Origin of the sequence: Saccharomonospora sp. CUA-673 (assembly GCF_001942305.1) — a bacterium.
Taxonomy (GTDB): domain Bacteria; phylum Actinomycetota; class Actinomycetes; order Mycobacteriales; family Pseudonocardiaceae; genus Prauserella.
This window is the reverse complement of sequence record NZ_MKKE01000013.1, coordinates 80,414-92,061: the sequence shown is the minus strand read 5'-3', so window position 1 is coordinate 92,061 and position 11,648 is coordinate 80,414. Positions and strand designations below refer to the sequence as shown.

7 protein-coding genes and 3 pseudogenes are annotated in these 11,648 nt (G+C 70.1%); 3 read left to right on the top strand and 7 right to left on the bottom strand.

Annotation, left to right across the window (positions count from 1 at the left end; all coding sequences use genetic code 11):
- Positions 1–276 precede the first annotated feature (276 nt).
- The 7 genes from BJF85_RS08315 to BJF85_RS08285 all read right to left on the bottom strand — a co-directional run bounded on the left by BJF85_RS08315 (position 277) and on the right by BJF85_RS08285 (position 6,615).
- Positions 277–915: an ABC transporter ATP-binding protein gene (locus BJF85_RS08315; RefSeq protein ID WP_075846460.1), complete on the bottom strand. Its 639-nt coding sequence runs from the start codon at positions 913–915 to the stop codon at positions 277–279.
- Positions 909–1,922 (bottom strand): ABC transporter ATP-binding protein, encoded by a 1,014-nt coding sequence (locus tag BJF85_RS08310; protein WP_075846459.1) that lies wholly within the window; start codon positions 1,920–1,922, stop codon positions 909–911. The genes BJF85_RS08315 and BJF85_RS08310 overlap by 7 nt, the downstream gene beginning before the upstream one ends.
- On the bottom strand, positions 1,919–2,812 hold the full coding sequence (locus tag BJF85_RS08305; protein WP_083666100.1) for an ABC transporter permease: 894 nt from the start codon (positions 2,810–2,812) through the stop codon (positions 1,919–1,921). The genes BJF85_RS08310 and BJF85_RS08305 overlap by 4 nt, the downstream gene beginning before the upstream one ends.
- Positions 2,805–3,809 carry an ABC transporter permease gene (locus BJF85_RS08300; protein WP_075846458.1) on the bottom strand — a complete coding sequence of 335 codons (1,005 nt, stop codon included), beginning with the start codon at positions 3,807–3,809 and terminating at the stop codon, positions 2,805–2,807. The genes BJF85_RS08305 and BJF85_RS08300 overlap by 8 nt, the downstream gene beginning before the upstream one ends.
- A gap of 43 nt (positions 3,810–3,852) precedes the next feature.
- Positions 3,853–5,412 carry an ABC transporter substrate-binding protein gene (locus tag BJF85_RS08295; protein ID WP_255375485.1) on the bottom strand — a complete coding sequence of 520 codons (1,560 nt, stop codon included), beginning with the start codon at positions 5,410–5,412 and terminating at the stop codon, positions 3,853–3,855.
- A 137-nt stretch (positions 5,413–5,549) separates the two neighbouring features.
- On the bottom strand, positions 5,550–5,972 hold the full coding sequence (locus BJF85_RS08290) for a pyridoxamine 5'-phosphate oxidase family protein (RefSeq protein WP_075846474.1): 423 nt from the start codon (positions 5,970–5,972) through the stop codon (positions 5,550–5,552).
- Between the two features lie 85 nt (positions 5,973–6,057).
- Entirely contained in the window at positions 6,058–6,615 is a 558-nt protein-coding gene (locus BJF85_RS08285) for a TetR/AcrR family transcriptional regulator (protein ID WP_075846457.1), read from the bottom strand.
- A 278-nt stretch (positions 6,616–6,893) separates the two neighbouring features.
- On the opposite strand from BJF85_RS08285, the pseudogene BJF85_RS08280 reads away from it, so the two are divergent.
- The 3 pseudogenes from BJF85_RS08280 to BJF85_RS31270 all read left to right on the top strand — a co-directional run.
- Positions 6,894–8,386, top strand: a pseudogene (locus BJF85_RS08280) (aldehyde dehydrogenase family protein).
- A gap of 40 nt (positions 8,387–8,426) precedes the next feature.
- Positions 8,427–9,979 (top strand): annotated as a pseudogene (locus BJF85_RS08275) (GMC family oxidoreductase).
- 474 nt (positions 9,980–10,453) lie between these two features.
- Positions 10,454–11,371 (top strand): annotated as a pseudogene (locus BJF85_RS31270) (DUF222 domain-containing protein); the annotation flags it as partial.
- Positions 11,372–11,648 lie beyond the last annotated feature (277 nt).

Sequence of the window (11,648 nt, the reverse complement as noted above, 5' to 3'; positions counted from 1 at the left end):
GTCAGGGCGCAACCAACCCCCAAGCCGCAGCCAACCCCGAAAACCTTGCGCCCTGACTGCAGTGTGATACCCCAAAGCCGAGGTCGACGGGATGACACTTCGCCCGGCGGCAACGCCTCCCAACATCCCGGAGACCTGCCCGCCGGCGAGGCACCGTCCACCCCCAAAGCACCAACACACCGACGCGAAGTGCTGACACGGCGACGCAGAACGCTGACACGGCGACGCGGGATGCCAACACAGCGACGCGAGGTGCTGACACGGCGACGTGAGGGGTCAACCCAACCGGACGACCTGGTCGGCCCAGACCTGCAACAACTCCTCATCGTGGCTCACGGCAAGGACCCCGAGCCCATCGCGAACGGCACGTTCGCGGACGAGGCCGACGAGGAGGGCGGCGGTGGATGCGTCGACCATGGAGGTCATCTCGTCACAGAGGAGGTAGCGGGGGCGGAGGACGAGGGCGCGGGCGAGGCAGGCGCGTTGCAGTTGTCCGTCGGAGACCTCGTGGGGGCGCCGGCCGAGCAGGTCGGGGGTCAGGCCGACGGCGTCGATGAGCTCCCCGGCGGTGCCGTCGTCGGTGCGGCCGCAGGCGGCGAGTGGTGCGCGGATGATCCGGTCGAGGGTCCAGCGGGGGTCGGTGGCGAGGCGCGGTTGTTGGAAGACGATGCCGACGCTGGTGCGCAGGTCGCGTGGCGCGCGATGCCGGTACCGGTGGACCGGTTCGCCGTCGACGGTGACCTCGCCCGACCAGGGTTCGAGCAGCAGTGCGAGCACCTTGGCGAGGGTGGATTTGCCGCAGCCGCTCGGCCCGGCGAGGCCGACGGTGGTGCCCGGTGGGATCTCGATGTCGACGCTGTCCAGCACGGGGTGGCCGCGCCGGTAGCCGGTGACGATGTCCTTGGCGCTCAACACGGCACGTGCCCCGCAATCATCCGGTCCCCCACGGCCACGAGTTCCGGATCCCCGGTACACGCCGGCCCCGAGGCGAACCCCGCCGACAACTCCACCAACTCCGTCCCCTCGATCCGCGCGCAGAAGGCGCAGCCGCCGGGCACGTCGGTCAGTTCCGGTGGGTGCCCGGGGATGGGGACGAACTCGCCGTCGGGCAACGCGTTCAGCAGGCAACGGGTGTAGGGGTGCCACGGGTCGGCGAACACCGCGGCCGCCGGGCCGGATTCGACGATCCGCCCCGCGTACATGACGGCGATGTCGTCGGCGACGCGGCGCGCGGCGGCCAGGTCGTGCGTGATCAGCAGCACCGCCTTGCCGTCCCCTGCCCCCGAACCGGCCAGTGTGGACAGTTGACCGAGGACGTGGTCGACGAGTGGCCGGTCCAGGCCGGTCGTGGGTTCGTCGGCGAGGATCACGTCGGGGTCGCCGGCCATGGCCAGTGCGAACGCCACCCGCTGGGCCATGCCGCCGGACAGTTCGTGCGGGTAGGCGTCGAGCTCGGCGGGGTCGAGTCCCGCCCGTTCGGCCAGCTCGTCGACGTCGGTGCCGGGCGGTCCGATCAGGCGCACCGTCTCGGCGAGGTGGCTGCGCGCCGTGCGCACCGGGGTGAGGTGCCCGGCCGCCGACTGCGGCACGAGTCCGATCCGCCTGCCCCGGATGTGCCCGGACAGCAACGATTCCGACGCCGAGCACAACTCGACGTCGCCGCCAGCACCGGCACCGGTGTGCAGCACGGCGCCGCCGCGCGTCTGCGCGTTCGCGGGCAGCAGCCCCAACAGCGCCGACGTCAGCACCGACTTGCCGCAGCCGCTCTCCCCGACGAGCGCCAGCATCCGCCCGCGGCGCAGTGTCAGGGACACGTCGGTCGCCGCGTGCACGATCGACCGGCTCCGCCTGCGGCCCACCAGGAACCGCACCGACAACCGATCCACGGTCAGCGCGACGTCGTCGACGACGAGGGAGGTCACAGTGCCAGCTCCGATCGTCGGCGCGGGACGAGCCGGTCGCGTAGCGTTCCGGCGATGCCCGCCGTGGCCAGGGTCGTCAGCACCAGCAGCGCCGACGGGAACACCACCACCCACCAGCCGCCGAGCAGCAGTTCCGAGCGCGCGTCGGACAGGATGTTGCCGATGCTCGCCAGGTGCGGCGGCAGGCCGAGGCCGAGGAAGCTCAGCGCCGTCTCGTGCCATACGGCGTGCGGCAGCACCAGCACCGCCGACAGCGCCGCCTGCGGCAGCACCGCGGGTACCACGTGCCGGCGCACGATGTGCCCGCGCGAGGCGCCACCCGAGATGGCCGCGTCGATGAACGGGCGTTCCCGCAGCGACAGCACCTCGGCCCGCACGATCCGCGCGACCGTCGTCCAGTGCGTGACCACAATGGACACGACGACGGCCGTCAGGCTCCCCCGGTACAGCGCGACGATCACGATGCCCAGCAGCAGGTGCGGCATCGCGTTGACCGTGTCCAGCAGTCGCATCAACAGCCGGTCGGTCCAGCCGCCCGCGAAGCCGGACACCGCGCCGATGACCGTGCCGACGGTGATGGACCCGAGTGCGCAGACCGCCGCCACCAGCAACGAGACCCGCAGGCCCTCCAGCGCCCGGACGAACAGGTCCCGTCCGGCCTGATCGGTGCCGAACGGGTGCTCGCCGCTGGGCGCCTGGCGCACCTGCGTGTAGTCGAACAGTTGGTCGCCCGCCGGCGCGAGCCACGGCACGAGCACGGCGGCGCCGATCAACACGGCCAGGCCGGTGACGCCCACGATCAGGCGCGCGCGGGCGCGACCCTCGCTCGCCCGGCCGCGCGGTGTGCCCGCGCGCCGGCGCGCCGCCGTCCGCCAGGTCCCCTCAGCCATCGGCCCGCACCCTCGGGTCGGCCAGCGCCGTGGCGATGTCGGCGAGCAACGAACCCAACAGCACCGCCACGGTCGCCGCGAGCGCCAGCACCGCCAGCAGCGGATAGTCCACGGCCAGGCCCGCGTCGACCATGGCCGCGGCCACGCCCGGCCACGAGAACACGGTCTCCACCAGCACCGCGCCGGTCACGAGCTCCGGAACCCGCGTGCCCAGCACGTTCAGGAACGGCAGCAGCGCGGTCGGCAGCGCGTGCCCGGTGACGACGAGCGGTTCGGGCAGCCCGCGTGCCCGCGCGCCGATCACGTGGTCGTCGGCGAGCGAGGTCAGCATCGACTGCCGCAGGTGCAGCACCAGCCACGGCGACTGCGACACCCCCAGCACCAGCGCTGGCAGCACGAGGTGCTGCGCCACCTGGCCCGCGCCGGCCTCGGCGTTGCCGTCGGTGACGCCGGCGACGGGCAGCCAGCCGAGCAGCACCGAGAACACCAGGATCGCCGCGAACGCGAGGACGAAGCTCGGCAGCCCCTCCATGCCCTGACCGATGGCCGTGACGGTGCGGTCGAGCCAGCCGCCCTGCCGCCACGCTGTGACGATGCCGAGCACCAGCGCCAGCAGGGCCGCGACAACCAGTCCCGTTCCGGCGAGCAGGAGTGTCCACGGCAGACGTTCGGCGAGCACGTCGGCCACCGGCTGGTGATACACCCGGCTGGTGCCCAGATCTCCCGTCACCAGCCCGCCGACCCACTGTCCGAACTGGACGTGCACCGGGTCGTCGATTCCCAGCCGGTCGCGCGTCTGCTCGAGCTGCTCCTCGCCCGCGGAGAAGACCTCGACGCCGTAGTACTGGTGGATCGGGTCGAACGGCGACGCCGCGCCGAGCAGGAACACCCCGCAGGCCACGACCAGGAGCACGGGCACGGCCATCGCGAGTCGGCGCAGCACGAGCCGCCCGATCGCCGCGCGCCGCGGTAGGGTGGCGCGGCCGGCGCGGCTCATCGCTCGCGCTCCCAGGTGTGCACGTTCCACCACGGTCCCCAGGTCAACCCGTGCGTGTGCGGTTCGACGACGGGCCGGTAGCCGCTCCAGCCGTCGCGCAGCACGTAGCTGTGGTCGAGGAACGCGAGGAACACGAATCCCGGGTCGTCGTGGAACGCGCGCTGCATCCGGCGCAGCTCCGCGGCGCGCGCCTCGTCACCGGGGGCCGCTCGGGACGCGTCCAACGCGGCGTCCACATCGGAATCGGCGTAGTGGCCCGGATTGTTGTAGCCGTCGCCGCCGTACGACGAGTGCAGCAGCGGGTAGGCCACCAGGTCGGGTTCGAACGGGTTGCCGCCGCCGAGCACGACGCGTCGGTGGCCATCCGCGGGTCGATCGCCTCCCAGCCGAGCCCTTCGAGCGAGACGTCGATCCCCACGGCCTCCGCGTCGGAGGCGAACGCCTGCGCGAACAGTTTCCGCACGCTGTCGTCGGCCGGGTACATGAGCGTGAACGCCGCGCGCGTGCCCTCGCGCATGCGCACGCCGTCACTGCCGACGCGCCAGCCCGCGTCGTCGAGGATGCGGCGCGCCTGCGCGCGGTCGAACGTGAACTCCGCCCGCGGTTCGTGCAGTTCCTCCAGCACGGGCGGGATCGGCGTGTGCGCGGGAACGCCGTGTCCGGCCAGGATCGCCTCGATCATGCCCTCCCGGTCGACGGCGTGGTTGAGCGCCGTGCGCACCGTGGGGTCGCCGGTCACCGGGTGCTGCGAGGGCAGCGTGACGGTGCGGTAGTCGGCGGTGCGGTGGTGCACGACCCGGTAGCCGTCCAGGTCGCGCATCGACTCGGCGAGCGCGGGCGGCAGGGACGCCCCGTCGAATTCTCCCGCCCGGAGTCGTTGGGCGCGGGTGTTGTCGTCCCCGGCGAACACCACGGTGAGGGTCCGCACCTGCGGCGCGGCGCCCCAGTACCGCTCGTTGGCGGTCAGCACCATGCGGTCGCCCTTGCGCCATTCGGCGAGTTCGTACGGGCCGGTGCCGATCGGGTCGCTGCCCAACGGCGAGTTCTCCAGCGGCTCCGGTTCGGCGAGGCTCTCCCCGGGCACGATGCCGAGGGTGAGCAGATGCGGCAGCGGCCGGTAGGCCTCGGCGAGTTCGAAGCGCACGGTGTGGTCGTCGACCGCGTGCACCGCATCGATCACCTCGTACTTGGACGCCACGGTGGAGGCGTAGCGCGGATCAGCCAGCGCGCGGTAGGTGGCGACCACGTCGTCGGCGGTGAACGGGCTGCCGTTGTGGAAGACGACCCCGCTGCGCAGCGGCACGGTCCACGTGGTGCCGTCGGCCGATGCCCGGGCGGGCTCCGCGGCCAACGCGGGGCGCAGTGCGCGGTCGGCGTCGTAGTCGTAGAGGCCGTCGAAGATCTTGGACGCGCCTTCCTGGCCGTGACCCAGCAGCGGGTGGAGGCTCTCGTCCTCGTAGGCCTCGGCCAGCACGAGCCCGTCGTCGCCGGTCGCGTTGCCGCTGCCCTCCGGGACGGCACACGCTCCCGCCGCGAGCGCGACGCAGCCGAGCAGCACGAGCACCGGGATCGCCCGCGCCTGGCCGGTCCGCCTGGACACCATCCCGCAACTCCCCGCACCGACCCGTCAGTCCGCACGGCAAATTATCTGTTCAACTGATCAGATGACAAGGTCGGCGTGGGCCTCCGCACGGCGCGGCACAGCCTCGACACCCGGCCACCCGCCCCGGGGCCGAGCCGTCAGAGGGCGCCCATGTCGAGCGACAACCACCGTTCCGGTCGCATCGAGATGACGACGTGGTCGCCGAGGTAGCGACGTTCGTAGTCGAGGAACGCCTCGACCTTGTCGGGTGCCAGGTACCGCGCGGCCATCTCGACCGACAGGTCGTGGCTGTCCTCGCCGAACTCCGCGGGCCCTTCGACGGTCACGTACCGCACGGTCGGCCGCGTCCGCTCCACCACGAGGCTGAAGCGGCCCGCCTCCCGGATCGCCCGCGCCTTGCGGGAGTCCGCGCCGGTGCGCAGCCACAGGGACCCACCGGGCGTGTACTGGTACCAGATCGGCACCGACAACGGACCCCGGTCGGCGTGCTCGACGACCGACAGCACCCCGATGTTCGGTTCCGCCAGGAATTGCGCGCGTTCTTCCACCGATAACGCCATGGCCTCGACGGTAGTCGGGACCACCGACGATCGCCGGTTCGTCACCGAACGGCCACCGACCGGACGCCGCCCGTCGGCGGGCCCGTCAGGTGCCGAGCACCTTCCGGAACGAGGCCTCGACCTCGCCGCGGTCGGGCAACGCGTCCCGCACGATGCCCTGCAGCTGCCAGCCGCAGAACACCACCGACAGCACCTTTCCGGTGATCGCGTCGGTGTAGGTGGCGAACAGCTCCGCCAACGCGGTGTCCCACTCCTGGCTGACGTGCTGCAGCGCGGGCCGGTGCAACGCGGCAATGTAGAGCTGGTGTTCGACGATCGTCTGCGCCCGCGCCGGGCCCAGGTAGTGCAGCACGAGCTCGGTCAGCCCCTCGGTGAGGTCGCCGCCCGCGTCGAGACCGGCCGCCCATTTGCGCAGGTGCTCGACGTCGTCCTCGGCCGCCTGCCGCAGCGCGCTGCCGAGGAGGTCGTCGAGCGTGGAGAAGTAGTACGTGGTCGAGCCCAGGGGCACGCCGGCGGCCGCGGCCACCCGGCGGTGCGTGAGCTTCTCGACGCCGACCTCGGAGACGACGTCGATGGCCGCGCGCGCGATCCGCTGCCTGCGGTCCGGATCCTTGCGTCCGGCTGCGGACTGGTTGCTCGGCATTCCCTCGGCGTCCCTCTCGGTCCCTGCGGCCCTGTGACGCCTCCAGCGTGCCACGAGCGCCGTCGACGGCAATGCGGCACATGTCACCGCCGACCGCGAATCCGCAGTTCACACGCAATTTCGGAGTACGGCGGGAAAACACCGCGAGCGCCGTAGGTGTACAGATGTACAGGTCCGATGTTAGCGTGCTTCCCCGTCCCCCGGTACTGCGCCCGGGACCACTGTGCGCGCAGCGCGCCCGATGCGAGACGCCGACGAACGGAAAAGAGCGAGAAAGCATGTCGCACGCCGACAATCCGGCAGCCACGTTGTTCATCGACGGCGAATGGAGGACCGCCACCGACGGCGGTACCCGCGAGATCCACTCCCCCGCGGACGGCACCCTCGTGGCCACCGTCGCCGAAGGCGTCCGCGTGGACGCCGAACAGGCCGTCGCCGCAGCTCGTCGCGCCTTCGACGAGGGCACGTGGGCCACGAGCTCGGCGTGGGACCGCGGTGACCTGCTGCTGCGCGTCGCCGACATTCTGGTGCGTGACAAGGCCGAATTCGCCCGCGCGGAATCGCTCGACACCGGTAAGCGTCTGGTCGAGAGCGAATACGACATGGACGACATCGCCGCATGCTTCCGCTACTTCGGCAAGCTCGCCGGCACCGATTCCGGCCGCATCGTCGACACCGGTTCGCCGGACGCGATCAGCCGCGTGCAGTACGAACCGGTCGGCGTCTGCGGAATGATCACGCCGTGGAACTTCCCGCTGCTGCAGGTGGCGTGGAAGGTCGCGCCGGCGATCGCCGCGGGCGACACGTTCGTGCTCAAGCCGAGCGAGCTGACGCCGAGCACGGCGATCCTGCTCATGCGCGCGCTCACCGAGGCCGGCCTGCCCGCGGGCGTCGGCAACCTCGTGCTGGGCACCGGCCCCGAGGTCGGCAGCGTGCTCGCCGAACACCCCGACGTCGACCTCGTGTCGTTCACCGGCGGCCTGCACACCGGCCGCACGATCTCCGCGCTCGCCGCGCCGACCGTGAAGAAGGTCGCGCTCGAACTCGGCGGCAAGAACCCGAACGTCGTGTTCGCCGACGCCGACTTCGACACCGCCGTCGACTTCGCACTCACCGCGATCTTCCTGCACTCCGGTCAGGTGTGCTCCGCGGGCGCGCGGCTGATCGTGCAGGACGAGCTCCACGACGCGCTCGTCGACGAGATCGTGCGCCGGGCCGAGCTGATCCGCCTCGGAGGCCCGTTCGACGACGACGCCGAGACCGGGCCGCTGATCTCCGACGCGCATCGACGCAAGGTCGAGGACTACGTGGCGAAGGCGATCGACGAGGGCGCCGTGCTGCGCACCGGTGGCGCTCGCCCGGACGGCGAGCGCTACGCCCACGGCCACTTCTACCTGCCGACGGTGCTCGACGAGGTCCGGCAGGGTTCCTACGCCGTCACCGAGGAGTCGTTCGGCCCCGTGCTCACGGTCGAGCGGTTCACCGACGAGGACGACGCCGTGCGCATCGCCAACGACACGCACTACGGCCTCGCGGGCGCCGTGTTCACCGGCGACCCGGGCAAGGCGCAGCGCGTCGCGAACCGGCTGCGCCACGGCACCGTCTGGATCAACGACTTCCACCCGTACCTGCCGCAGGCGAGTGGGGCGGTTTCAAGCAGTCCGGTATCGGCCGGGAACTCGGCCGCGCGGGCCTCGGCGAGTACCAGGAGGCCAAGCACGTGTACCAGAACCTGCGGCCCGGACCGCAGAACTGGTTCTCCGGCGAATGACCGCCCGCACACACCTCACCCGAACCGGAAAGGATTTTCGATGACCGACCAGTTCGACTATGTCGTGGTGGGCGGCGGCAGCGCCGGCGCCGCGGTCGCCGCGCGCCTGTCCGAGGACCCCGACGTCACGGTGTGCCTGCTCGAGGCGGGACCGTCCGATGTGGGCGATCCGAACATCCTCGAACTGAAGAAGTGGATGGCGCTGCTGGAGTCCGGGTACGACTGGGACTACCTGATCGAACCGCAGGCCAACGGCAACTCGTTCATGCGCCACGCCCGCGCCCGCGTGCTGGGCGGCTGCTCCTCGCACAACTCGTGCATCGCGTTCTGGGCGCCCGCCGAGGACCTCGACGAGTGGGAGTCGATGGGCCTGCCCGGCTGGGGCTCGAAGGACATGTTCCCGCTGTACCAGCGGCTCGAGACCAACGACGGCCCCGGTGAGCACCACGGCCGCAGCGGCCCGGTGACGATCCGCAGCGTCCCGCCGAAGGACCCCACCGGCGCCGCGCTGCTGGAGGCCTGCGCGCAGCAGGGCATCCCGACCACCGAGTTCAACTCGGGCACCACCGTCACCCGCGGCGCGAACTGGTTCCAGATCAACGCCCGCGAGGACGGCACGCGGTCCTCGTCGTCGGTGTCCTATCTGCACCCGATCCTCGACCGGCCGAACCTCGAGATCCGCACCAACGCGTGGGCCAAGCGCGTCGTGTTCGACGGCACGCGCGCCACCGGCGTCGAGTACCTGAGCGATGACCTCATCCACTCGGCGACCGTCTCCGCGCGACGCGAGGTCGTGCTGTCGACGGGCGCCATCGACACGCCCAAGCTGCTCATGCTGTCGGGCATCGGCCCGGCCGAGCACCTGCGCGAGTTCGGCATCGACGTGCTCGTCGACTCCCCCGGCGTCGGCGCCACCCTCGAGGACCACCCCGAGGGCGTCATCAGCTGGGAGGCGAAGAAGCCGATGGTCTCCGACTCCACGCAGTGGTGGGAGATCGGCATCTTCACGCAGACCGAGGAGGGCCTCGACCGGCCCGACCTGATGTTCCACTACGGCTCGGTGCCCTTCGACATGCACACCGTGCGCCAGGGCTACCCGACGTCGGAGAACTCGTTCTGCCTCACGCCGAACGTCACCCGCGCCCGCTCCACCGGCACGGTTCGATTGCGCAGCAAGGACTTCCGCGACAAGCCCGCCGTCGACCCGAAGTACTTCACCGACCCCGACGGGCACGACATGCGCGTCATGACCGAGGGCATCAAACTCGCCCGGACGATCGTCGCGCAGTCGCCCATGCAGGAATGGGCCGGCGAGGAACTGTTCCCCGGCAAGGACGTGCAGACCGACGACGAGATCGCCGACTACATCAAGCGCACCCACAACACCGTCTACCACCCCGCCGGTCGGTGAAGATGGGCGCCGTCGAGGACAACACCAAGCCCCTCGACCCGCGCCTGCGCGTCAAGGGCGTCCAGGGCCTCCGCGTCGCCGACGCCTCCGTCATGCCCTTCCTCGTCGCCGTCAACCCCAACATCACCACCATGGCCATCGGCGAGAAGTGCTCCGACATGCTCAAGCAGGACAACACCTAAGTCCCCACCCCGGGCGCCGTGTCAGCAACTCGCGTCGCCGTGTCAGCAACTCGCGTCGCTGTGTCAGCGTTCTGTGTCGCCGTGTTGGTAATCCACGTCGCTGTGTTGGTGCTTTGGGGGTAAGGGTGCCTCGCCGGCGGGCAGGTCTCCGGGATGTTGGGCGGCTTTGCCGCTGGGGAAGTGTCATCCCGTCGACCTCTCGTTTGGGGTATCACACTGCAGTCAGGGCGCAAGGTTTTGTTTCTTGGTTCCGGTTGGGTTTCGGGTTGCGCCCTGATTGCAGTGTGATGGTTGCTGTTTAGGTCGACGGGATGACACTTCACAGGGGCAGTTCTGTGGGTGGGGTGGCTGGCGGGGTTGGCCTTGCTTCGCTTCGGCGGTGGCGGTATTTGGGGTGGCGGTGGTGGGGTTACTTTTCGTGGTGGTTCTTTGTCATGCTTGTGGGTGGTGGTTGTCGATCAGTTGTTCGGTATTATGGGTGGCGTGACGGATGTTGAGGGGATCGTTGAGTCGGCTCGCGGGGTTCTTGCGCTGCGGGCTCGGGCTGATGCCGCTGAGGTGGAGTTTCTTGCTTCGCTCGATGACGGCTCGTCGTCTGATTCGTGGGAGCGGCGGTCACTGGCTGAGGCGTTGGCGCCTGAACTTCGGTTGTCGCCTCAGGGGGTTTTGGATCGGATTCATTCCGCTTTGGCGTTGACTTATCGGATGCCTCGGCTGCTTGCTGCTATGCGTGAGGGTCAGGTGGATCGGTATGGCGCTGAGCGGGTGCTGAATGTGGTTTCTCCGGTCTCTGATTCCGATGCTCTTGAGGTTGATCGGCTACTGGAGGAGAAGCTTTCTCGATTGTCTCTGACGGCGTGGCAGCCGCGGAACATGGCTTGGCATGCGTCGCAGATCGTCAAGCAGGTCGATCCCGGTGCCGAGACCGCTGCCGCTCGCATGGGGCACGAAGGTCGGAAGGTCACGCTTGATCACGGGGTCTATGCCCAGTCGCGGTTGTCGGCTGACCTGCCGTCCGATGTTGCCTCGGCCGCTTACGCCCGGGTGGATGCGATGGCTCGCAAGCTTCGGCTGGGCGACTCGTCGCGGAATCTCGACCAGCTTCGCGCCGACGTGTTCGCCGACCTGCTCCTGGGCAACGATCCTGGCGTGACCGTGCCGGAGTCGGCGGCGATGGTGTACCTGCACATGCCTATCGACACGGCGCTGTCGATGTCCGAGACCGGGGCATCCATCGATGGCGTCGGGCCTGTCCCCGCCGCGTACGCGCGGGAGATCATGACCAACCCGAAGTCGATCTGGCGCAAGGTGCTGTGTGACCCCGCCACCGGGAACCCCGTTGACCTCGGCCGATCCAGCTATCGTCCGAACTCGACGATCCGCAAACTCGTCGAGGTCCGCGACCGCATGTGCATCGTCCCCTGGTGCCGACGACCGGCCCGGCACTGCGACTTCGACCACCAACAACAGTGGGCCAAGGACAACGGCTCGACCTCCACAGACAACGCCGCACCGCGCTGCCGACGCCACCACCGACTCAAGAACGCACCCGGCTGGATCCAGGACTACGACCCCACCCACGGCACCTCGTCGGTCACCACCCCGCTCGGGGTCACCTACACCGACAAGCGCGAGACCGTCCTCGAACCCCGATCGTCCGAATCCGACA

What these genes read in the sequence shown, in the direction of transcription:
- BJF85_RS08305 (WP_083666100.1), bottom strand. Translation starts at nt 2,812, where the DNA reads ATGGCTGAGGGGACCTGGCGGACGGCGGCGCGCCGGCGCGCGGGCACA.
- BJF85_RS08300 (WP_075846458.1), bottom strand. Translation starts at nt 3,809, where the DNA reads ATGAGCCGCGCCGGCCGCGCCACCCTACCGCGGCGCGCGGCGATCGGG.
- BJF85_RS08295 (WP_255375485.1), bottom strand. Translation starts at nt 5,412, where the DNA reads ATGGTGTCCAGGCGGACCGGCCAGGCGCGGGCGATCCCGGTGCTCGTG.
- BJF85_RS08290 (WP_075846474.1), bottom strand. Translation starts at nt 5,972, where the DNA reads ATGGCGTTATCGGTGGAAGAACGCGCGCAATTCCTGGCGGAACCGAAC.
- BJF85_RS08285 (WP_075846457.1), bottom strand. Translation starts at nt 6,615, where the DNA reads ATGCCGAGCAACCAGTCCGCAGCCGGACGCAAGGATCCGGACCGCAGG.